General features: G+C 33.1%; 13 protein-coding genes, 1 tRNA gene and 4 pseudogenes. 13 read left to right on the top strand and 5 right to left on the bottom strand.

Going from position 1 to position 23471, the window contains the following annotated elements:
- Positions 1 to 107: 107 nt before the first annotated feature.
- The gene (locus OOL01_RS08200; protein ID WP_264686791.1) at positions 108 to 587 is read right to left on the bottom strand and encodes an OmpA family protein; all 480 of its coding nucleotides are present in this window, start codon (positions 585 to 587) and stop codon (positions 108 to 110) included.
- Positions 588 to 861: 274 nt separating this feature from the next.
- On the opposite strand from OOL01_RS08200, the gene OOL01_RS08195 reads away from it, so the two are divergent.
- The 10 genes and pseudogenes from OOL01_RS08195 to OOL01_RS08150 all read left to right on the top strand — a co-directional run bounded on the left by OOL01_RS08195 (position 862) and on the right by OOL01_RS08150 (position 10229).
- Positions 862 to 2280: a gluzincin family metallopeptidase gene (locus OOL01_RS08195; protein ID WP_010403317.1), complete on the top strand. Its 1419-nt coding sequence runs from the start codon at positions 862 to 864 to the stop codon at positions 2278 to 2280.
- A 20-nt stretch (positions 2281 to 2300) separates the two neighbouring features.
- A complete protein-coding gene (locus OOL01_RS08190) occupies positions 2301 to 3368 on the top strand; it encodes a rod shape-determining protein (protein ID WP_064085834.1) in 1068 nt (355 codons plus the stop codon).
- A 227-nt stretch (positions 3369 to 3595) separates the two neighbouring features.
- Positions 3596 to 4708, top strand: a complete 1113-nt coding sequence (gene mnmA / locus OOL01_RS08185; protein WP_264687268.1) for a tRNA 2-thiouridine(34) synthase MnmA — start codon at positions 3596 to 3598, stop codon at positions 4706 to 4708.
- A gap of 112 nt (positions 4709 to 4820) precedes the next feature.
- Positions 4821 to 6101 carry a WD1261 family protein gene (locus OOL01_RS08180; protein ID WP_264686790.1) on the top strand — a complete coding sequence of 427 codons (1281 nt, stop codon included), beginning with the start codon at positions 4821 to 4823 and terminating at the stop codon, positions 6099 to 6101.
- 80 nt (positions 6102 to 6181) lie between these two features.
- Positions 6182 to 6688 (top strand): inorganic diphosphatase, encoded by a 507-nt coding sequence (gene ppa / locus OOL01_RS08175; protein ID WP_264686789.1) that lies wholly within the window; start codon positions 6182 to 6184, stop codon positions 6686 to 6688.
- Positions 6689 to 6786: 98 nt separating this feature from the next.
- Positions 6787 to 6877: transfer RNA gene (locus tag OOL01_RS08170), tRNA-Ser, on the top strand.
- A gap of 118 nt (positions 6878 to 6995) precedes the next feature.
- Complete coding sequence (locus tag OOL01_RS08165) at positions 6996 to 8123, top strand: SurA N-terminal domain-containing protein (RefSeq protein ID WP_010403414.1); 1128 nt, start codon at positions 6996 to 6998, stop codon at positions 8121 to 8123.
- 33 nt (positions 8124 to 8156) lie between these two features.
- Complete coding sequence (locus tag OOL01_RS08160) at positions 8157 to 8786, top strand: ferredoxin reductase domain-containing protein (protein WP_139686783.1); 630 nt, start codon at positions 8157 to 8159, stop codon at positions 8784 to 8786.
- Positions 8770 to 9321 (top strand): 5-formyltetrahydrofolate cyclo-ligase, encoded by a 552-nt coding sequence (locus tag OOL01_RS08155; protein ID WP_264686788.1) that lies wholly within the window; start codon positions 8770 to 8772, stop codon positions 9319 to 9321. Before OOL01_RS08160 ends, OOL01_RS08155 begins: the two co-directional genes overlap by 17 nt.
- An 87-nt stretch (positions 9322 to 9408) precedes the next feature.
- Positions 9409 to 10229: pseudogene (locus tag OOL01_RS08150) on the top strand (IS630 family transposase).
- A 29-nt stretch (positions 10230 to 10258) separates the two neighbouring features.
- Here the strand turns inward: OOL01_RS08150 and OOL01_RS08145 are convergent.
- The 3 genes and pseudogenes from OOL01_RS08145 to wmk all read right to left on the bottom strand — a co-directional run.
- Positions 10259 to 10663 (bottom strand): annotated as a pseudogene (locus OOL01_RS08145) (phage terminase large subunit family protein); the annotation flags it as partial.
- Positions 10660 to 10893 (bottom strand): annotated as a pseudogene (locus OOL01_RS08495) (ankyrin repeat domain-containing protein); the annotation flags it as partial. The pseudogenes OOL01_RS08495 and OOL01_RS08145, both read right to left, overlap by 4 nt.
- Before the next feature lie 396 nt (positions 10894 to 11289).
- Positions 11290 to 12201 carry a WO male-killing family protein Wmk gene (wmk, locus tag OOL01_RS08135; RefSeq protein WP_264686786.1) on the bottom strand — a complete coding sequence of 304 codons (912 nt, stop codon included), beginning with the start codon at positions 12199 to 12201 and terminating at the stop codon, positions 11290 to 11292.
- An 89-nt stretch (positions 12202 to 12290) separates the two neighbouring features.
- Between wmk and OOL01_RS08130 the strand changes: the two genes are divergently transcribed.
- Complete coding sequence (locus tag OOL01_RS08130) at positions 12291 to 13238, top strand: Rpn family recombination-promoting nuclease/putative transposase (protein ID WP_264686785.1); 948 nt, start codon at positions 12291 to 12293, stop codon at positions 13236 to 13238.
- A gap of 5 nt (positions 13239 to 13243) precedes the next feature.
- On the opposite strand, the gene OOL01_RS08125 is transcribed toward OOL01_RS08130, so the two are convergent.
- The gene (locus tag OOL01_RS08125) at positions 13244 to 21067 is read right to left on the bottom strand and encodes a tetratricopeptide repeat protein (RefSeq protein ID WP_264686784.1); all 7824 of its coding nucleotides are present in this window, start codon (positions 21065 to 21067) and stop codon (positions 13244 to 13246) included.
- Between the two features lie 240 nt (positions 21068 to 21307).
- Here OOL01_RS08125 and tnpA point away from each other — a divergent pair.
- Both tnpA and OOL01_RS08115 read left to right on the top strand, forming a co-directional pair.
- Positions 21308 to 21699 (top strand): annotated as a pseudogene (gene tnpA / locus OOL01_RS08120) (IS200/IS605 family transposase).
- 283 nt (positions 21700 to 21982) lie between these two features.
- Complete coding sequence (locus tag OOL01_RS08115; protein ID WP_264686783.1) at positions 21983 to 23446, top strand: MgtE intracellular N domain protein; 1464 nt, start codon at positions 21983 to 21985, stop codon at positions 23444 to 23446.
- Positions 23447 to 23471: the final 25 nt, after the last annotated feature.

Here is a 23471-nt window from a genome sequence, read left to right as displayed (position 1 = left end):
ACAGCGACTTATTTGTGGTATATATAGATCCCGCTAACAAGCAGCGGAATTGCTCTCTTTTGTCATCCCAGTGCTTGACACTGGGATCCAGGTTTTAATGCAAGAAACTACTTCTTTATTCCAGAAAATGAAAATTCCACTCTACGATTTTTAGCATGCTCTTTTTCATATTTGGAATTTCTAGAATCATCTTTTACATTAACCAAAGGCTCAGTTTCACCTTTAGAAGCAGTTTTTATTCTATTTTCTAGATAAGGTGTACAGCTGACCATAAATTTTTTAGCTGCATCTGCTCGTCTAGCTCCTAGTGCAAGATTATACTCGTGAGAACCACGATTGTCAGTATGACCAGTTAAAGTGACCTTTGCGTCAGGATTATTTTGTAACACTTCCATCACGTCAAGTAATGCATCTGCACTCACTTCACCGATACTAGATTCATCATAACCAAAGAAAACTCTTTTATCACCTATCTGCTTAACAACAGCATTCATTTTATTTGTTGTATTTACTCTTTTTTTAGGGCAAGAACTTACACCAGTAAGCAGTAAACAAAAACAACACATTATAATCAGTCTACTCCACATCACTAAACCTCCATAAATTTAAAATATAGTGCGTAATTTTAATTTTAGTACTAATAATCCCTCTATACTAGAATAGAGTCAAGGGAAATAAAATACTAAATGTTTTCTTTACAATCTTATAATTAATTTTCTGATAAGATGCTCAATTCTTAGCAATAAAGTACAATAAAAGAATAAAAATACAATTTTTTATTGTACTTTAAGCAAATATACTTTTAACTTTATTATTAATCTATTACGATATTAAGCAGATGTTTCAAAGCAATGAATAAAAATGAGATCTTATAAGTTTTTAGAGGAAGTATTACATAAGGTAAGGAATATCGAAAACACACTAAAACTACTAAGCAAAAGCCAATTGAATGTAGAGGACAAAGTTGAACAAATGTGTCTTCTAGAGGAAATCAGACATGAAATTATCTCTCATGATGCAATAAAGGAATCATTAGCGAATGCTCTTAGGAATAAAAAGAGTGCTAATATTCAGCAGCTAAAGTTAATAGAGGGGATACACAAAAGCAGCAGTGCTATTCCTGTTGATTTAGTAAAATCTTTGTCCAAAGCTAAGATTGAATGCCAAAACTTATGGAGGCTAACTAATTCTGAAATTAGTAACTTAGAAAAGCTGAAAGAATGCTTTACTAACCTAATTAAGCTTACTCGTGAAGCAGCTTCTATAAAATCGCAGCAATTAAAGCGCTCAAACTATGAGTCATTGCTTGCTGACTATGACTCTAATATCACAGAAAAGAACATAAAGGAAATATTTCCTAAGCTAGGTAAATTTTTTAGTGAAAATGTAGAGAAAGTAACTCAAAAGCAGAAGAAGGATAAGGTTACTAATATACAAAAAGTTACGGTTCAGAGACAGATTGAACTTGGTTCCTTATTCTTACAGCAAATGAGTGTTACACCAAATGAGATTTCCATTTCTTATTACGATCCTATCGATTATGATGAATCTGACCTTTGTTATGGTTTATTTTTACTTTTACGGCATACTGGTTATGCAATTCATCAAAAATGTTTAGCGCAAAATTCTATAAAGAGCTCAATTACGAAACATATTATGTATGAAACTCAAGGGTTATTCATGGAAAGGATCATTGGAACATCCAGAGAATTTATTGAGTTCATTCAACCACACATAAAGGAGAAACTTTCTACAAAAGGCAAAATTAATAGTAGTGTTGAAAATTTGTATTTGATTTTCAATAAAGTAAATCTTTCATCTTTTTTGAAGAATGCGGATGAATTTAGTTTATTGGCTCACATTATGCTAAGAACTAAATTAGAACAAGATCTAATAAATGGTACGTTAGAAGTTAAAGATCTACACGATAAATGGTTGGAAGGTATGAAGCATTACAAGATTTCAGTAAAAGCTAAAAATGAGCTAGACACTTATTTTCAAGATGAGTATTGGATAAGTGGTGTTATAGGCTACTTTCCTATTAAAGTCATAGCGTTAATCGCTGCTGTGCAGTTTTTTTCTTTCATTAAGAAAAATCATTACGAATTTTTAGATTCTATAGTAAAAGGAGATTTCAGTTTACTTATCGATTGGTTCTCTAAAAATGTATATAGTGCAAATTATGGCTTTTTGGAACAGCTAAAAAAGGTAACAGGTAGGGATTTAGATATTGAGTGCTACACTAGTTACTTATCTGAAAAGTATAATTTGTCTCAATAAATGGTTTTCTTGAGTTGTGTATGAGTTTTGTTCAGAATTTAATCAGAAATTTTTTTACTTTCAAAGGTTTATTTGCTAGCGATATTGCTATAGATCTTGGTACTGCAAATACTTTAGTTTATCAGAAAAGTCAGGGGATAGTGCTTGATGAACCCTCAGTTGTAGCAAGAGTAAAAGAAAAAGGAAGTTACGTTCCTTATGCTTTTGGCAAAAAAGCTAAGATGATGCTCGGAAAAACACCTGGAGAAATAGAAGCGATAAGGCCCTTGAAAGACGGAGTTATTGCTGATTTTAAAAGCGCGGAAGAAATGTTAAAATATTTCATACGCAGCGCAAACACAAGATTCACTGTTAATAAGCCTAATATTATCATATGTGTTCCATCTGGATCTACCCCAGTTGAAAGGCGTGCTATACAAGATGCAGCAGAAAGTGCTGGTGCAAATGAAGTATTCTTAATTGAAGAACCAATGGCTGCAGCAATTGGGGCTGGACTTCCAGTTACCGAACCTGAAGGTTCTATGATTGTTGACATAGGAGGTGGTACAACTGAAGTTGCAATTATTTCTTTAGGTGGAATTGTTTATTCACGTTCTGCCAGAGTAGGTGGCGATATTATGGATGAGGCAATAAAGTCATACATTCGTGAAAATCATAAGTTATTGATTGGCGAAACAACTGCTGAAAAAATTAAGAAAAACGTCGGTTCAGCCAGTCTGCCAGTTGAAAACAACAAAGAGGGAATGATAATTAAAGGCAGGGATTTAGTGAGTGGTATGCCAAAAGAAATGCTTTTATCAGAATATCAAGTTGCAGAGAGCCTAATAGAGCCTGTACATCAGATAATTTCTGCTATTAGAACTGCACTGGAGAGTACTCCACCTGAACTTTCTTCTGATATAGTTGATAGAGGAATAATTTTATCTGGTGGAGGTGGGTTATTGCGCAACTTGAGTAAAGTTATTAGTGAAACAACAAAATTACCAGTTCGTGTTGCAGATGATCCACTTTGTTGTGTTGCCCTGGGTAGCGGAAAAGTACTTGAAAACATGGACTATTTTGGCCATGTTTTATTCAAGCAAGATTAAATTGTTTTTGAATGCAGTTTATCGAATTGTTTTGATGGAAGTATGTAATATAAATGAGATCCCAGTGTCACGCACCAAGTAATTTAAAGGCAACTTCCAGCAGGAAGGGGTGTCATCCCAGCGCTTGACACTGGAACATGACTACAAATAAGTACGCTGTTTCGATGAAATTGTGTAATAGAAACTGGATTCCAGCGCTTGACACCAGGTTTGTGTTTATAAATTATATGCTAAAAGAATTTGAAATTGAACCTTTATTAAAAGATAAAGCTCCGCATCAAACTAAGGCTATTGTTGCAATGTCCGGGGGAGTTGATAGCTCCGTTGCTGCAGCACTGCTGTATAACCTTGGGTACGAAGTGATAGGTGTGACTCTTCAGCTATATGGCACTGATGGCAATGCTAATGCAAGAAAAGGTGCATGCTGCGCTGGACAAGATATTTATGACGCCAAACGCGTAGCTGAAAATGTTGGCTTTCCTCATTATATTTTAAATTACGAAGAAACATTTAAAAAGGAAGTAATAGAAGATTTTGCGAATACTTACATGCGTGGGGAAACCCCCATACCATGTGTAAGATGTAACCAAACAGTAAAATTCCGTGATCTATTGCAAGTCACAAAAAATCTTGGTGCGGATGTGCTCGTAACAGGACATTACGTAAGAAGATTAGAAGAAAATGGTGAGGTAAAGTTGTGCAGAAGTATTGATAAAAGTAAAGATCAAAGTTATTTTTTGTTTGCTACAACTGAGGAGCAGTTAAAGCTTTTGCGATTTCCACTAGGTGGGTTCTATAAAAGTGATATAAGAAAATTAGCAAAATATTTTAGCTTACAAATCTCTGAAAAGCCGGATAGTCAAGATATATGCTTTGTTTCCGAAAGCTATAGTAAAACAATAGCTAAATTAGCTCCACAATCTGTACAGAAAGGTAAAATAGTAGATATTCATGGAAAAGTGCTAGGTGAGCACAGCGGCATAGTAAATTTTACAGTGGGCCAGAGAAGAGGCCTCTGCATTGCACACAGTGAGCCTCTTTATGTAATAAGAATTAATACAGAAAATAATGAGGTTGTAGTGGGTCCAATCAATGCGCTCATGCAAAAAAAGATATTGGTCAAAGAGTTAAATTGGTTAGAACAACCAAAAGAAGGCATGGAAGTAACTGTGAAGCTTAGGTCATCACATGCAGGAAGCTTAGCGACAATATATTCAACTGACGAAAAGAACAAAGCCTGTGTAATTTTAAACGACGATTACTTTGGCATCAGTCCAGGTCAAGCCTGTGTAGCATATAAGGGCGAACAAGTTATAGGTGGAGGTTGGATATGCTCCTAACTTGGTGGTTTAATTTTTTAATGCAGAATGTAAACATACAATAAAATTTATTGCTGTTTTATCCTATATTCTTTATACTATAAAGATAATTATTATATTGTGGACTAGAGGGATGGTTAAAGAAGTTGAAGAGTTAATAAAAATTGTTGGTAAGGGCAATTTACTAGAGGCCGCATTTATTCGTTTGGGCAGTTTTCAACATGCTGACTTACATCATTGCATGGATTGCAGAAATCATATAGGTCTATCCGAATTCATTAATAAAAAAGAACAAGAGCCATTAGATAAATATTTTAACTTAAAATTTAGTCTACAAGGATTGTTTTTAATTTATGTTCAAGCTTATAGAGTTCTTGCAGAAAATGCTCAGTTCAATACTCAAGAAGTAATTGATAAAATATATGCTGCAGTTGAAAGTAAAAAAATACCTACTCTTTGTGACACTTCGAAGAAACTGCTAAGGGAAATTGTAGATCAAGTAGAATTGACAGAAGATCAAAAAAAACTAAAGCTTTTTAATATTCTAGCAAATCCGAAAGGTGAAGCTCTATTTAACAATAATGATGACTTTGAAAAACAAGTACTCAATAATGTTAAAAAGTTACTCAAAATAAGCTATGCAAATGAATTTGATAAAGAGTTTAGCTTATGTAAAGAGGTAATAAATCATTATTACTCGATTTACAGTATAAAAATAGATAAAGACATAGCATTACTATTTTCTAGTTATGGTATATTTTCTACATGTACTGGAAATGGAGATATTTTATCACTCAATCAATATATTAATGAGAAAGCTAGAGTAATCAACACACCACTGTATTACAGTTACATCTTACAGTTAATAAACGTATTAAGAAAAATTGAGTTACCGTATAGAAATGGATTCACCAAGTATACACTTAATTATAGAGGTATAAGTGAATTGAACGGGACATTTACAGCTGCAAGAGAGCAAGACAGTCAAGATTCTCTATATCCTAAAAATATCAAACGTACTCTAGAGCAACTACTAAAAAACCAAAATAGTGATGCATTTGAACAATTAGTAACAAACCCTGAGAATACGTATTACTCAGTGCCACAAAGTGAATGCAGACTAAACTCTACTATCAGTAACAAAAAAAACAAAAATCATAAAAACACATTTTGTAAATTAGCTTTAGGTATGTTTGTATTGTCTGTTGGATTATATGCTACCGATTATTTCTTTATGGAGCAAAATTTGTTTAACTCAATGAGCCCACAAACTAATCTAATAATTGCTGCAGTACTGACTATTGTAGTAGTATATGCTTTATTTCAACTACTGAAATCACCTCAAGAACCGCCACATTCAACGTTCAACAGTGTAACTATTAATGGTTTTACAAATGGTCCTATGCAACCATAAACCTCTACTTATGAATGATAAATGTAGCACTTTTAAAGTGTATGCTATATAATATCTTCTCTTGAATAACGAGGTAATCCATGGATTTAAGCAAAATAACAACAAAACCAGATGAAATAAATGTAGTAATTGAAATAGGCGCAAATGCTGAACCCGTAAAGTATGAATTTAATAAAGAGCTCGGATTATTACAAGTTGACAGATTTTTGTCTACCTCAATGACTTATCCTTGCAATTATGGATTTGTACCAAATACCTGCTCAGGTGATGGTGACCCTGCGGATGTTTTGGTGCTAACTCAATTTCCTTTAGCGCCTGGAGTTTTGATATCGGTGCGTCCAGTAGGTGCATTACTTACCAAAGATGAAAAAGGAGAGGATGAAAAAATATTAGCTGTACCTATCTCCAGTGTTGATAGCTATTATGACAATATAAAGAACTATTCTGACTTACCTAAAAATCTACTAGATAAAATTGCTCATTTCTTTTCTCATTATAAAGATTTAGAAAAGGGAAAAACGGTAACAGTTGGAGAATGGGCTGATGTGGAAAAAGCAAAAAAAATCATTGAAAAAAGTAGAAATTAGTTTGCATTAGAGCTGCTCAGAAAAATATTGTTGTTTTTTATGTTGCGGTTAAAAGCATTAGACAGGCAGTAAAGGTCTTGATATTATAGTAATAATTTGGAAGGGTGGCCGAGCGGCTGAAGGCGGCGGTTTGCTAAACCGTTATACGATTGAAAAGTCGTATCGAGGGTTCGAATCCCTCTCCTTCCGTATATTATTGTTTAGGTATTCATTAAAGTAATTTCACCCTCTTTTTTAATTATTAAAAAGTTAGCTAGCGTTTATTCAGTATTTATTATAGAATTAGTTATTAGCTAAATAATTTTATATGCATAAAATACTAATTTTGATATTAATAATGCTGCCGCTTAGGTTACTTGCAACTGAGATTGAAATTGTTGCAGATGTAAATGGTGAGCCAATTTCAAATTTAGATATCGAAAGACGTATAAACTTCATAAATTCATTGCTTGGCACTCAGAAGATTAATCAAAAAGAGGTAAAATCTCAAATTCTAAGACAGTTAATAGACGAAATTATCATTGTCAGCAAAGCACAGAAGATGAATATAGAATTGAGTAACGAGGAGTTAAATAATGCTGTCACGTTATTCTTAACTCAAAGTTTAAAACTTGAGGCTGATGAAGTTGATCAATACGTAAAAAAGCATAATATAGATCTCAATACCCTAAAAAAACAAGTAAAGTGTCAGCTACTGTGGAACAAGATTATTGAAGTAGGAATTGTGCCACTTGTCAATATCAGCGATAAAGAAGTGGACGATGTAAGAAAACAAAAAGAGAAACCTGACTACCTTATTACATTTCAGGAGTTTGTAATTCCTGATCAGAAGATGGCTGAAGATTTAATAAAACAATTGCGTAGCAGTAATAATCCAGAATCTTCAATAAAGATGAGCAAAGCAACCGTTAATTTAAGTCAGCTAAAAGGTAAACTCAAGGACGTTTTGGAAGGATTAGAAATCAGTGATGTAGCAGGTCCGGTTAGTTTAAGCGAAGGTTACTCTGTTATAAAAGTCATAGATAAAGTACAGCTTAATCATACAATGCTGAAAAGTACTTTAAAACTGAAACAGGTTGTAGTTGAAGGTTCAGAAAGTTTACTCTCTAATTTTAAGGAGCAAAAGGTCAGTTGTTTAAATTTTGACAAGTTAGCAGATGATTTCAAGTTGCCAAGCGTAAAAGAGTTTGAAATAAAAATGCGAAATTTAAATCCTGATTTACAGATTTTATTTAGTAAAACAAATATGAATGAAATAGTAGAATTAAGAGAAAATAGCACTGCAAAGTTGATGATGTTATGTGATATCAAAAATAATGCAATGGATATAGAAGCAATCAAACAGGAAATGTATCAACAAAAGATTATGATACAAAGCAACCTGTTATTGGATAATATGCGTAAAAATGCAGCTGTTAGTTATCAGTTTAATTGAAGTTAGAGAGGTTTTCTACTCCATAAAAAGTTTATGAAGAATATAATGCTCATTGGCGGTGGAGTTGGAAATGCAGTGTTATTTTCGATAGGGAAGGCATGTCTTGAAAACAATCATAAGGTTTTATATTTCGCTGGCTATAAAAAATTAAGTGATGTATTTAAACGAGCACTGATAGAACGTGCATCAAGTGCAGTAATTTGGGCATGTGAAGAAGGATTGATAGAAACAAGTAGAGATCAGGATAAATCCTTTCATGGTAATATAGTTAATGCAATAAGCTCATATCAGCAAGGAAAGTTAGGTAAAATTACTATTAGTTTAAACACTATAGATAAAATCATCACTATTGGTTCTGATAAAATGATGAAAGCTGTAAATGAAGCTAGAAAAACAATTTTAAAGCCATATCTGAAACCAAAACACATAGCAATATCATCAGTTAACTCTCCTATGCAGTGCATGATGAAAGAAATCTGCGCTCAATGTATTCAGCAACACATAAATAAGGAAACAGGAGAAATAAGTTTTGTTTATAGTTGCAGTAATCAAGACCAGGATATGGAGCTTGTTGACTTTGATTTTTTAAGTGAGCGCTTGAAGCAAAATAGTTTACAAGAAAAGCTCACTGCAAAATGGATAGAACATGTTCAAAGACACTAAACAGCACAAAGAGGAACTAAGGAAGCAATATAGAACCATAAGAAAAGATGTTGATGAAAGTTATTCTAGTTATGCAGCAAATTCTCTTATTAATCTCTTTAACAAAAACTTAAGTTGCGTTAAAGGTAAAACAATAGCAGCGTACATTCCAACAGACGGAGAAATTAATGTTGTGCCTTTGATGAATCATTTACTCGATTTAGGATATAAAGTAGCAATTCCTAATAAAAATAAGTTATTAAAATTTGAGGAATGGAATAAAGCAGATGAAGATATAATTCCCGACACAATCATTACCCCTATTGTTGCTTTTGATGATCATTTTAATAGGTTAGGTTTTGGCGGTGGTTGGTATGATGAAATGATAAAAAAATTACGGCCACTTGGAAAAATATTTATAGGTGTAGCCTATGAGAAGCAATATTGTAAAAATTTACCTGTAGAAAAACATGATCAAAAATTGGATATTATAATCACTGAGATGTGTGTTAGATGTAGAAGTGGATTGCTCAAAAAAGTGGATAGAAAGGAGTAGCATAGTCTCCCTCTTTCTGATAGTATAGCCCTTCTCATAATAGTCCAAAAAGAGTAAGATATGGATTGATAGTAGTGGAAGGTAAGGATGCCAGTAGCAAATAGTTATGACTTAAGAAAAAAGGTAATGGAAGCATTGGATGAAGGAGAGAGTGGAGAAACTGTTGCCAAGAGATTTAAGATCGGAAAAACAACTTTATATGAGTGGAAGAAAAGACGTGAGAAAACGGGAGATTTTCAATCAAAAAAGCTTGGAAGCGTGGCATAAAATTACCGACTGGAATGCATTTGCCGAATTTGCAAATGAGCAAGGTGGCAAAACTCAGTCAGAGATGCTGGGGCAATATTAGTAGACAAACAATTCATCGAGCACTTAAAAATATAGGATTCACAAGAAAAAAAAGACCTACAGATATAAAGAAAGAAATGAAGAAAAGCGAGCTCAATTTTCAAAGGTTATAGCAACAAAAGAACCTAAAGAATTAGTGTATATAGATGAGTCTGGACACTGAACCTATGGTTATTGCCAGAAAGGACAGCGGTTTTATGCCCTAAAATCTGGGAAGAAAACTCAACGAATTAGCATGGTTGCAGCCTTAAGTGGAAGAAAAATAATTGCTCCGTTAACCTTTGAAGGCCACTGCAATATGGATATCTTTAATAAATGGTTTGAGCAGTTTCTGACACCGATTTTGGAACCTGGACAAACTGTTATCCTTGATAATGCTACTTTTCATAAGTCTAATAAGATTTGCTAAAGGAGTTGGTGCAGAAATTTTATATCTTCCTCCATATTCTCCAGATTTTAACAAAATTGAACATTATTGGTTTGCTATAAAAAACAGAACCAGGAAAAACATTCCTTTATTCAAATCTTTTCGTCATGCTGTCGATTCTTCTTTCTTATGACCTTTTTGGACTATTATGGGAAGGGCTATATTGCCTGAGTCTCTTGACCTTGGGTCTTTTACTTTACTTTTTAAACATGGAGTACTCTCTATTAATGGCGCAAATCTTCCTTTTGACCAGCGTTTTCCCATTTCAACTGTTGGCTGTACAACTAACATTGGCCCTGGTGTTTGATCGATAATATAGCCTATCCAATTGTTACCTGCTTCTGTTCCTCCAATCTTAGCTCCTTTCATGAATACTACTTTTTCTACTGGCGAGGACGGAGATAGTGAATCCATGATCTCTTTAAGGTATGGCGTTCTCTCTGTTCTCCATTTACCAGGTTCTGATGCTGCAGTTGCTGCTAAAACTCGATACTCATTCGCCCACTCTGATACTTTAAGCTCTGGATCTGGTTTTAAACCTTCAGAAAAAGATTTGGCGTATATCATTGTCTGCATCTACTCACAATTGGTTCTATCTGAATATCATTAACAGTAGAACTACACTCCTCTAGCTCCATAAACATCTTTTTCTGAAATTCCTTTTCTATATATCTTTTGCTCATCTCACTTAGCATTATTGCTATAACAAGTGCAAATACTCCTGTTATTGTTGCAAAAATGATCGCACTGCTTATTGTGGCTGCTGTTAAACCTATATATGCTGCCATTGCTACTGCATAATCAGTTACTCCCTCTATAACTTTCAGGTCATCCATTTCTCTACCTAAAATCCTTCCTACTCCCGTATAGCTATTCACCAGATTTTTAGCAATTTCTTGAGCTTGTGGTCTTTCATGTACTGCACTTAGAAACGTTTCCATTATTTCACGATCAAGTAGTGCTTTGCCTTTGCTTTCTAATATTCTGAATTCTATTTCTTCTTTATTCTTATTATTATTCATAAAAATTACCCTTCACTAATAACAAAATGTTTTTATATATTTACTGCTGTTTTTTTATCAGCATTGGCATAGAGCCATAGCTTTTGAGTGAAGTCAAATCAATTTCTCAATCTTTTTTGCTTATTTTTTTATCTAAGAGTAAAGATATTAATATATACTGATTTCTTTATTTTAAACTCGTTGAATTTCGTCCAAAGAGATGCCTACTGTTTTTAAAATAATATTGATAGAAATTCCTTCCTTAACTAAATTATTTGCAATTTTCATCCTTTCTACTCTCTCCACTTTCTCTTTGCAAACTTGTATGCTTTCAAACAGAGATTTTATTAGTGCATTACGTAGTTCTTGACTCTCAATTTTTTTGTATTCTTTTATTAAATCAGGTAGCTCATTTTCTACTATCTCATCTTCTTCTATGAGCAGATCTGTAATGCTAATCGATAATGTTTCTGCTGTTGCATATAATTTTTCCAGTGGAATAGCTACACGCCCTTTTTCATAGTTGCTTATTTCGTCACGGGTCGTACTCATTTTCTCTGCTAAATCTTTTTGAGTATACTCTCTCACTAGTCTCCATTCTTTTATCTTCTTTCCTATTTTGCAGTAAATAGAACCTCCTTTTTCTTCAACGCATTCATCAGCAGAGAGACCAATTGTTTTTGCAACAATATCAACAGAAACTCCTGCTTTTACCAAACCTTTTGCAATCTTTATTTTCTCTGCTTTTTTACTACTTTTTTCACTAACTTGAGCAAATTTGGTTAGTAAACAAAACATTTTACGTAGCTCTTTATCGTTAATCTTTTTATATTTTCTTACTAGATTTAATATTTCCTCTCCCTCATCTTCAAAACAGATTTTTTCATTTGATACAGGAATTAGGTCTACAATACCAATCGACAATATCTCTGCTATAGCATACAACTTTTCAATCGAAATTCTGCGTGTTCCTTTTTCATATTGCAGTATTACCTGATATGTTGTACCGATTTTTCCCGCTAAATCTTTTTGAGTATAACCTCTCTTTAACCTCCAGTTCCTTACTTTGTGTGCTATCTGATACCTTATCGAGATGTTTGTCATAAATATTATACAGGTTAACATTACGTTTAATTGTTGAATATTTCTTCAGAATTGTGTATAATTATTAATGCTTTTTATCTTACTTTCTCATGGCTCTTTCGAAGTTTCTCGATCCGAAGAATGATGTTGCATTTCGCCGTATCTTTGGTACTGAGAAGAATAAAGATATCCTCATTCATTTCCTCAATGATATTCTGGATTTCACTGGCAAAAATACAATACAGGATATAGAGTTTTTAAGTACTATTCAAGACCCTGATATTGCCTCCAAAAAGCAAAGCATTGTTGATGTATTATGTAGGGATTCCACGGGGGTGCAATGCATAATTGAGATGCAGGTCGCTAAAACTAAAGGCTTCGAAAAACGGGCACAATACTACGCAGCTAAAGCTTATTCAAGACAAGCTGATAAAGGTGATCAGTACCATAACCTTAAGGAAATTATCTTTATTGCTATAGCAGATTGTATTTTATTTCCTGATAAGTCTGAGTATAAGTCAAAGCACACTATTCGCGATGAAAATACTAATGAGCATGATCTAAAAGATTTTTACTTTATATTTATTGAGTTGCCTAAATTTCCAAAAACCAAAGAAGATCAGCTTTCAAGTATAGTTGAAAAATGGGTCTACTTCTTTAGATATGCAGACGAAACTAGTGAAGAAGAGCTAGAGAGAATAATAGGAAGTGATCTAATAATTAAAAGAGCATATGAAGAACTCAATAGGTTCAACTGGTCAGAAAAAGAATTTATTGCCTATGAACAAGAGATCAAGCGTATTCGTGATGAACAGGCTGTCCTTGCTCAAAAACTCGATGATGCTAAACATGAAGGTAGACAAGAAGGTAGACAAGAAGGTATTCAAATCGGCGAGGAAAGAGGTATTCAAATCGGAAAGGAAGAGGGAAAGGTTAAAGGCAAAATTGAGGTGGCAAAGAACCTACTTAAAGCTGGCATCTCTATTGACGTTGTATCGCAAACTACAGGTCTTTCTTTCGATGATATCAAACATTTACAGGCAGAAAAGACCTCATAGTTCCCTCAATTTATCCCTCTGCTTATTCCTTTAACTACTGATGTTCCATTTAAGAATGTATCAGGCTTTTTAGATAACTCTACTTTCCTTGAAACTTTCTGACCTAAAACTTTAGAAGGCTTTTCTACTTTCTGCTGTAGTATCATAATTTCTTCCTTAGCTAAAACTTCTTCTAAGTTACTCTTTAAATGATCTAGAAACTTATCAGTTTGTTTAAATTCTGGACATGCTTCTTTTCCAAATGAATATAGGGTTTCTGCTATTTCAGAAAATCTTCTATTTGTTATTTTTCCATTTATTATTTTTTCAATTATAGCTGATTGCACTGCCATGGGATCAAAGTTTAGATTTGTCACTGATATTCCTGACTTAATAGCAGTTTTATTTAACACTTTCTCAAATCTATGTGTAATATTTAGTGCATAACCTCTTGCTTCTAATAAAGGTATAGATTGATCTACTGCAGGTATATATTGTTTACCCGTAAACTTTCTTACAAGCAAATCAAGTAACATTATCGTACCATTTACATCCATTTTTGCATCTACTTGTGAGATTGGACTTTTAGTTGTAGTACTTGATTTGGAATCTAATAACCCACCTATAGAGCTTTTTACCCAACCAAATAAATCATTTATCCATGAAGATGGTCGTCTTGTACCACTACTCATTGTGTACTCACTTCTACGGTTTCTAATGTGCTGCCTATGTCTATGAGGTTGATCAGATAACATGACTTCTGTAAACACATCATCGTACACTTGATCCTTATACTCTCTTTTTACAATATCCAAGTATCTTGCAGCACTTATTTCCTTCTCATGATCTTTTAATACTATCTCTTTATCAGTAAATTTTATTGATAACGTTTTCATTTTAGGTGTTTTATAGAATTTACTAAGTGTAATACTGCAAAAATCATCTTTAGTAATAGTCGAATCAAAAGCATTAGTTATTATTAGATCATGACCATTACTACGAACAAACGTATTGTTTCCTCCTTTTCTAGGCGTGATAAGCTCAGCATCTTTCTCCACATCTTGATCGGTTACCACAATAATTTCTTTATCTTTGTCAAAGATCAAAGGTAGTGGTTTTAATTCTAATTCAGAACTTATTTTCATAGGCGCACTATCTGAGATAATATGAAGATTTTCATACCAATCCAAACCGTCTTTTAATCTTACTGTTAGCACTTCTAATAAAAAACTTTGTCCCATTTCTGTTTCTAACTTAACTAGCAAATCATTTCCATCTTGAAAAATTCTTGGCAGATTAATATGTATTTTCAAATCATCTTGTATTATTTTTACCACGTTACGTAAATCTAATGTATCTATGGAACTTCCTTCATCAAAATTATAGATGTTTACTTCTGGTATAGAAGAAATACTATGTTCATATCTTTTCTCACCTGAAGCTATAGTAATTACGTATATATTCTCACCACCATTTCCAATTAAGTGACTGTTATGGATTGGGTGATTGTGAAGTGCCTCAAATTTCCCACGGCCAACAAGTATAGATTCACCACCTGATTGCACAGCGATAGTCATATTGAGTTTATTCGCTATAGCTGGGTAACTTTCTATAATTTCATCAATAGTTTTATTAGTATTCTGTATTGCATACAAGTTTCTTTCCTTACCTACTTTTATTTCAGCACTGTCTTTTAATTGATAGATTATATTGTTCATTATGTTATATGAGATAGCTATACTAAAGCTGCCATCTACAACTTTTGGAAAAAAATTGAACTTTATACTATTGTGATCTTTAATATCAATACTCTGAATATCAGCAAGCAAGTAGTCGAATATAAACCTATGGTTATTTTCGAAATTAGCAAGTAATTTAACAGATGCACTACCTTTTTGAAATGGTACAATATAGTTAAAGTTACCTTTGAGTGCTAGATTATTTACTTCAGTGTAATTTCTAACTATTACTTGTATATCATAGACACAGTTATTATCTTTTATTTCCAAATAATCAAGTTGATCTTCCTTACCACCATTACCATCCAAGAATTTAGTTTCACATGCACTAAATATATGATCTGCCTTAGCTTTTCTACCAAGCACTCTTTCTACTGAATTAATTTGAAATCCAGAATAACCATATCTATTGTACATAATAGTGCCAATATTTGTATTTAAATATACATTCACACTTACAGCTTCTTGAGCAAATTCAGTCAGATCTAAGGTATCAATTCCATCCTCTCCGTACAAAGACCCTTCTATCAGATCTCCCTGCAAAACAAAGATATCATTCTTATTTCCTCCATAGTATCTCTTAGATCCATCATTCACTATAAATATGTTTGGGCTATCCTTAAATCCTTTTGCATAATCTTCACCTTCTCCTAAATTAATTAGAGTATATCCTTCTGTTTTGTTATCAGATAAACCAATTGCATTTTTACATAAATATGAGCCATAACTTGGAGCAGGATGATAATCTCCTTTTGGTAAACAAAATAATTTTCCACCACTTGGATCATCCGGTCTTTCTTTACTCCATTTTATATCATTTCTTTTTCTGTCAAGCAGTACTGTACTGTCTAAATCTATCTCAAATTTAGTTGTGTACTCTTCAGTATAATAATGTCTAATCCCAAGTGATGTTGTGTGCAGCACTTTACGACAAGAACCCACAACTGATCGATCAGTAGGGAATACATAGCTTTGAATAGCACGATTCTTCCTTAAATACTCAAATCCTTGCTTAACTAATTGGTTATAAAGTTGTTTTTCTTCCATTAACTTTTCTACATATTGTTCAGGTCGCATACCTATAAATGCACGCAATCCTTCAATAAATTTTTCTCCTCTAGTTAAGTGAATAATTTCATCAATTTTATCAACTCTCTTTACTGCCATGTAAACATCAGTGCCAACAAATACTATAGCGCCAATTCCTGCTCCAATAGGTCCAGTAATAGATGAAACTCCTTCTAATACTTCAAAACCTTCAGCAACTTCAATCCCAATCTCTGCAGCGTCAACTCCCAGGTAAATGCTATCTCCTACTACGCCAACCAATGCTCCTTCTGTACCATTTTTAAATGCTTTTACCTGATTTACTAAATCATAAATAATAAAGGCAGAAGTACCTCGAGCAAGAAAAGGTGATGCAACTCTTAAAGACCTACCAAGTAATACCTTTTCTTCTGAGAGCAAATTTAATCCTTTACGAGATGCAACTTCAGCAACTTTAGCAAACCCTTGACCACCTGCTATAAAACCAACATTAATTGCTACACCCTGATAATCTCTGTTTAAAAAGTCAGCTAAAATATTTTTAGCCATCATTCCATGCATAGTTATGCTAGAGATTTTCTTTACTCTATTTAAATGATTCATGACCTTCTGATTACTGGTAAGCTTATTAATCAAATCACGAAACCTACCTGTAATTTGAACTTTATCTGCTAGCTCAATTAGCTGAGAACGTTTTTCTTCTGGTATATCTTTTATATAGTCAATAAACTTTTTACTATCTATTTTAATTTTACTAAAATCTCTTTTCTCATCTTTTTCTGTATTGAATTCATCTACGTCTTCCCAAGACAGTTTACACTCCCCAATCTTCGCTTCTCTTCTGTTCCTTACTGAACTCGTACTCGGCAAACATTCTTCAACTTTACCTTTTTGATATATTGCAGACGCCCTTTCTAGTAACTCTTTTGCTCTTTCATGATTACCTAAAGCTTTCTCAGCACCACTTAAATTTTCTAAGACCATAGCTACTTCAACATGATTTTCTCTATAATACTTTTTAAATATAGGCAAAGCCCTTTCTAGCAACTCTTTTACTTTTTGATAATCACCTAAAGCTCCATAAGGGATGCTCAGGTTTACTAATGTTTCAGCTACTTTAAAATGTTCTGCTCCATAACATTTCTCTAAAATAGGCAAAGCCTTTTCTATCAATTCTTTTGCTTCCTGATTATCACCTAAGGCTATATAATCAGTGCCTAAACTTTCCAGAATCATACCTATTTCAAAATGCTCTTCCCCATAGTGCTTCTCTAAAATAGGTAAAGCTCTCTCTAGCAACTCTTTTGCTCCTTGATAATCATCAAAGTATCTATAGATGGTACTTAAATTTACTAATATTTTAGCTACTTCAACATGATTTTCTCCATAATGATTCTCTAAAATAGGCAAAGCTCTTTCTAGCAACTCTTCTGCTCTTCCATAATCATCTAAAGCTATATAAGTGATACCTTGATTTGTTTTAGCTATAGCTACCTGAAAATGATCTTCTCCATAATAATTTTCTAAAATAGGTAGTGCCCTTTCTAGTAACTCTTTTGCTGTCTGATAATCACCAAAACCTCTACAAGCAATACTAAGATTTACTAACATTTTAGCTGACTCAAAGTGCTCTTCTTCATAATTGTCACCTAAAATAGAGAATACTCTTTCTATTGACTTTTTCGCTCTTTCATAATCACCTAAAGATCCATAAGCAATACTCAGGTTTATTAGTACTTGAGCTAATGAAGAACGATCCTCCCGATAATGATTCTCTAAAATGGGAAAGGCCCTTTCTAGTAACTCTTTCGCTGTCTGATAATCATCTAAAGCTCGATAGCTGATACTCAGATTTACCAGTGTTCTAACTAATTGAAAACGCTCTTCTTCATAATCTTGCTTTTCAATTTTTAAAGCTCTTTCTAGCAAATCTTTTGCTCTTTGGTAATCACCTAAAACTAGATAACTGTTGCTTAGATTTACTAGTCTTTTAAATACTTCAAAATGATCTTCTCCGTAATGCTTTTCTAAAATAGGCAAAACCCTTTCTAGCAACTCCTTTTCTCTTTTGGGATTACCCAAATTAAAATACCCATCACTCATCCATGTCAACAAATTTTCAAGATAATCCTTTTCTATTTTTTCTTTATCTTGAGGGTTCTTTTTTAACCAACTATCTATACGTGATAAAAATGCCTCTAAGTGCGGTAATAATTCTCGTTTTTTTAAATAGTCTTCTAATTTATCACTACCATAAGGAAAACTTGCTCTGAGTAGCTCGAAAGTCTCGTCCATAACCTCCTTGCTTTTACCCTCCTCTGCTAACGCTATTCTTGTCACTTCTTGAACTAATTTATGGGTACTCAACACACTTTGCTTTTGCTCGCCACTCACCATAGAATATTTTATAAGTAAACGAACAGCTGACCTTAATTCCTCTTCATTATTTCCTGTCAAATCTAAAAAGAATTCTCTACTAATATTGTCAGGTGCAAGATAAGAGATAACATCAAGAATCCTTAAAGCTAAATTTCCATACTTTTCATTGCTTGCTATCTTATCGGTTGTAATCTTCCAAGTTGTGAAAGTTGTTTTTGCATAGTTATTATCAATTCCCCTGAATAATACAGAATCAAGCAAATCTTTCGCTTTTTTCTCATATTCCTTTAGGTAATCATCTATATCAAATTTTCTAGTAACTCTTTGATCTTCAATATATGATATTGCTTGCTGTATAGCTAAAGGAAAGTGTTGTAATTTCTCTACCAAAGCTTTTATCTTTTCATTTTGAGATTCATCTTCTATACTAAAGCCCTTTTTTACAAGTTCTATCGCTTCTTCTGACTTTAATTCGTTTAGATTAATAACTTCTATCCCCCTTTCCCACTCTCGATTACGAGAAGTAATTAAAATATAAGGTCCATTACCACCCGGTAATGAATCATGAATTGGTAAAAACTTATTCAAATAATTACTTTTCTCGGCATCATCAAAAATAAACAAGCTTTTACTATTACTGAAAAATTCATAAACCTCTTCTATGAGAGCTTTTATATCCTTTTCTTTTCCATTCTCATCTTTTATATCAATTCTTAGTTTATTCTTCGCTAATCGAGTAAATGATTCAACAAGAGCTATCTCACTTTCAGCATTGATCCATATAACGTTGTCATAACAATCTTTACTATATTCTTGAACATATTGTCTAGCTAACTCAGTTTTTCCTATTCCTCCTAAACCGCTAATTGAGGTTATTTGTGATATTACTGTTACTTTTTCTGAACTACGTTGTATCTTATTATGCAGGTCAATTAACTCTTCCCTTCTTCCAGCAAACAAAATTACTGGCTTTTTCACATTAAACCAAATAGGCTCTCTTACTTGCTCTCTTGCTACAACTGCATCATATATCTTATCAAGCTTTTTATCTATTTTCTCGAAACTTTTTTCACTTTCTTTCCTTCCTTCTACAATAGAATCTGCTATCTTGTGACGTTGCCTACTGGCTTCCTGATATTGACTCATTAATTCATCAAAGACTCCCTTAATCTCATTTTGATTACTTTCTATGTAACCTGATAACTCATTAAAATTCTTACCTATATAATCCTCTAATTCATTGAAGTTTTTTTCAGCTTCCTGTTCCATTTCTCCTTTGAATTTGCTTAGTAACCTCTCTTCGACTAACTTCGGATCTTGCTTATTAAGCTCATCCAATAATTCATCTTTCCATTTTCCCTCATCTAACTTTAAAATATACCTATACTCCTCCCTAGAAGGATTTTCTTCAATGTATTCTCTAGCGAATTTTTTTATTTTACTTTCCAATTCCCATTTAAAAAGAAGACGATAGCCATATTTGCTAGTATCACTCTTTCCATCTATTCTCCTATAGTATTTATCAGCACTACCATCACTCTTTATTGTTACTAATCCCGCTTTATCAAATAGTTCTGCAGTATTCCATGAATTCGAGTTTTTACTTTCTAAAGTATGTCCTAGCTTAATATGAGGAACACCAGTGTAGGTTTGTTTATATCTTTTTGATTCTCCAAAAATAATACCCTCAGTAATTGAGGAAGCACAAAGCTCTTTTTCAGTATTTTTTCTATAGTAATCAACCACTCTACTCACAGCATCTTCTGCTAATTTTGTCATTGCTCTCTGCCAACTTCCTTCTGCTGTTACTTGTATAAATTGGCTCTCAAAACTTTGAAAAATCTCAATACCAGATTTTACTAACTCTTCCCTGACTTTGATTGGATCCTTTTTAAATATATACAATTGATCTATCAGCTTTTTAAGCTCTGCTCTATTATAACTACTACCAATGCTGGATATTGTTGCTCGAAGAATGTTAATTCCAATAAGAGGAATTACTTTTGATTCCGCTTCTCCTTGTTCTGTTCCACCTTTTCCTATATATATTATCATATTAACAAAATCAGCCCATTTACCTTGCTTTCCTCTTTGATTTTCTAGTCTCTCATAGTACTCTGATAAAGAGCGTTCATAAATAAAAACAAAATCTTCAACAAACTTTCTGAGCTTTTCATGCACTTCCTTCTCCTGTGCAGAAAGTCTTTTTACTTGATCAGAAGATTTTTTTAAATGTTCTTCTAGAGTCCTAATAATCTCTCCCTTATTTTGTTGCTTAGCAATATCTAGTGGAGTTTTACCTTGATTATTTTTAATATTTGGGTCTATACCAGACACATTCAAAAGAAGTTCAACAATGTCTTGATGATTTTTGCTTACAGCAACATGTAGTGGTGTATTACCACCATCATTGAGATCAATATCATTAATATTTTGTACTTGAGTAAGTAACCCTTCAATTTCACTAATCTTATTTAGCTGAGGATTATCCGTTCTATGCTCACGTATCGCCAGAAACAATTTAGCAATGTTAGTATCATCAGGATTATATTGACGTCTTATTCTATTTTTAAATTGAAAAGATTTACTGTTTTGTTGCTTATTCAGCTGCTCTTTCAACCGATCAATGATTTCTGAATTAATCTCTTTTTTTAGATTACTTACTCGATGTTGTGTCCTCAGCATACACACCCCCTATATTACCTAAAGCTTTTATATAGTAATTAGATACATCAGAAAAACAAAGGATTTTTGAATATTATGGTATTTTGTTGAAGTTTTTGAGCTTCCTTGTAGAAGGGCTTTGTTCTAATTTCGTTTTTGCTGTAAATCATCTCAATTTTTCTTTATTCTCCCAAATTTGGGAGAAAAACCCTGGACCATCCTTTCAAGAATATAATCTTAAGGTGAAAAATTTGAAAGAATGTGGAATATTATAGAAAAAGCAGTCACTCTGTATATATATCACATAGTGTGGATAACAAAATATCGATATCCATTATGAGTTGGAGATATTGGTCAGAAAACAAAAGAAGTTGTACAAGAAGTATGTGGAAGTAGAAATTATCAGAGGTAGAGTTGCGTCAACATGTATACGTTTCTGTACCCCATACTTCAGCATTAGTAAGTTAGTGCAGTTAATAAAAGGAAAAAGTTCCAGCAAAACTTTCCAGAGCTGAGAAAAAGATACTGAGTTATGGTTAGTAGGCTACTTTGTAATGATAAAAAATCATATTGAAAATCACTCTAAAAAAGAAGATAAATTTGGTAAGTTGAAAGTTAGCATTCTACGCTCTCTTTCAATCTTTGGATTTTAATCCATAGTGGTTGAATTGAGATGTCATTAAGTACAAATTAAATTCTTTTATTTACTCACTTTACTCATTTTGTATAATATTCGAGAGAGCGAGTTCGAAAAGTACGCTTACCCCCACCAATATAGGTTTCAACATACCATAAAGCCAGCCTATTTATTCTATCGGGGTTTTATACTAATTCTCTAGTGATATTTGTTATTATGACTCCAATACATGCTAATTTAATTATAAATTAATCATTAAATGCTAGAATAGCTATAATTAAATTTATTAGATAATACTTATGAGTGGAAAAAAACATGTCTTTAAGATGGTACCTGGACAAAAGTTTTCATCTAGAATGGGTAGGTATGATCAGTGTTCTCAAATTGATAATCCTGAATCTCTGAGAAAAGTCAAGCTTACACCACTCAGTGAAGAAGACAATAACCTAGAGTTATCTATAAGATTATGTAACAGTTTTCTTCAGAACGGAGTAATGTACTGCGTAGAAGAAAAACAAAATCGATATGTTCACCGTGGTACACCTGGTTATTCCGAGAACAGTAATTCATTTGCATATGACAATGATAGATTAGTTAAACTATCATTAAATTGGGGCATAGGAGATAAAACTGGTTATCATAATTTTGTAGGTGAAGAATTGAAGTACAAATATTTAACATGGGAGGAATCAGGTCTTGGTGACGATAAATATTATTTTTCAGATAAGGAAGGAAACATAATCGATTCACCTGACAACAAGATATTACAATACAGTATGCCACACCATGATACAGCAAAGTTGATAGAAGATATAACATCGTCTAAGATACCAAAGAGTGTACTAATATCAAGTGAGTTCGCCAAAACTTTTTTTAAGAACTTAACAGGAAATCAGTTAGAGACTCTTGCCGATATTCTTAATAATGAGAAATTACAGATTTTAGCAAAGAGCTTAACAAATAAACAACTACAGGTTTTAGCAGAGAACTTAACAGATGGACAATTTCTAGCTTTAGTGGATCATTTAACCAATCATCAATTACAAGCCCTTACTCACACATTGGATTCAAAAAAGTTAGGAATAATAGTCCCCTTATTAAATAAGGATCAGGTTGAGAACTTAGTAAAAGACTTTAACCTAGATCAAGTAAGACAAATTTTTCCTCACCTTAAAATGGATCAGTTCGAGATGATGATCAAGACAATGAAGCATGACCAGTTTGTAGAACTAATAAAAAATGCAAATGAGAAAATGATAAACACTATTTTTCACGAAGCGTTGAAAAAGCAACTTCCAGCCCTAGTAAAAACTTTAGAAGAAGATACATTACATGATTTAATTAATAAGCTAGACCACGAGAAACTTGCAATAGTCGCTCGCGAGTTAACTGATTCTAATAAAATTCAGATGGTTATTAAGTCTTTAGCTAATAACCCAGAAAAACTTCAAGCTTTTGCTCATAATATGTCTCGTGAGCAGTTTAAAGAACTTTTGGATAACTTAGGTGCAGAAGAGCTGAAAGATATTATTCACAAACTGCCTCATGAGAAAGTCATGTCTGTGATTGGTAATCTTGGCAGTAAAGATCAGTCCAATGCTATCATTGATGAATTAAAAGGGAAACTTGACGAGCAGAGTAAACATAACGAGGAAATCAAGGAGATGCTCAAGCAAATCAAGGACGATATGCCAGGCATTGCAGAAGCTCCAGATTTTACAATAGTAGAAAACAATAATGATTCAATGCTACTTGTATGGTAGCAATTTATGAAAATCAATTTTTTTA

It is taken from the genome of Wolbachia endosymbiont (group B) of Rhopobota naevana, assembly GCF_947250615.1.
Lineage (GTDB): Bacteria > Pseudomonadota > Alphaproteobacteria > Rickettsiales > Anaplasmataceae > Wolbachia.
This window is presented reverse-complemented; position numbering and strand designations above follow the sequence as displayed.

Excerpts from the sequence above, each read along its gene's own strand:
- OOL01_RS08200 (WP_264686791.1), bottom strand. The coding sequence starts at position 587 with ATGTGGAGTAGACTGATTATAATGTGTTGTTTTTGTTTACTGCTTACT.
- OOL01_RS08195 (WP_010403317.1), top strand. The coding sequence starts at position 862 with ATGAGATCTTATAAGTTTTTAGAGGAAGTATTACATAAGGTAAGGAAT.
- OOL01_RS08190 (WP_064085834.1), top strand. The coding sequence starts at position 2,301 with ATGAGTTTTGTTCAGAATTTAATCAGAAATTTTTTTACTTTCAAAGGT.
- mnmA (WP_264687268.1), top strand. The coding sequence starts at position 3,596 with ATGCTAAAAGAATTTGAAATTGAACCTTTATTAAAAGATAAAGCTCCG.
- OOL01_RS08180 (WP_264686790.1), top strand. The coding sequence starts at position 4,821 with ATGGTTAAAGAAGTTGAAGAGTTAATAAAAATTGTTGGTAAGGGCAAT.
- ppa (WP_264686789.1), top strand. The coding sequence starts at position 6,182 with ATGGATTTAAGCAAAATAACAACAAAACCAGATGAAATAAATGTAGTA.
- OOL01_RS08165 (WP_010403414.1), top strand. The coding sequence starts at position 6,996 with ATGCATAAAATACTAATTTTGATATTAATAATGCTGCCGCTTAGGTTA.
- OOL01_RS08160 (WP_139686783.1), top strand. The coding sequence starts at position 8,157 with ATGAAGAATATAATGCTCATTGGCGGTGGAGTTGGAAATGCAGTGTTA.
- OOL01_RS08155 (WP_264686788.1), top strand. The coding sequence starts at position 8,770 with ATGTTCAAAGACACTAAACAGCACAAAGAGGAACTAAGGAAGCAATAT.
- wmk (WP_264686786.1), bottom strand. The coding sequence starts at position 12,201 with ATGACAAACATCTCGATAAGGTATCAGATAGCACACAAAGTAAGGAAC.
- OOL01_RS08130 (WP_264686785.1), top strand. The coding sequence starts at position 12,291 with ATGGCTCTTTCGAAGTTTCTCGATCCGAAGAATGATGTTGCATTTCGC.
- OOL01_RS08125 (WP_264686784.1), bottom strand. The coding sequence starts at position 21,067 with ATGCTGAGGACACAACATCGAGTAAGTAATCTAAAAAAAGAGATTAAT.
- OOL01_RS08115 (WP_264686783.1), top strand. The coding sequence starts at position 21,983 with ATGAGTGGAAAAAAACATGTCTTTAAGATGGTACCTGGACAAAAGTTT.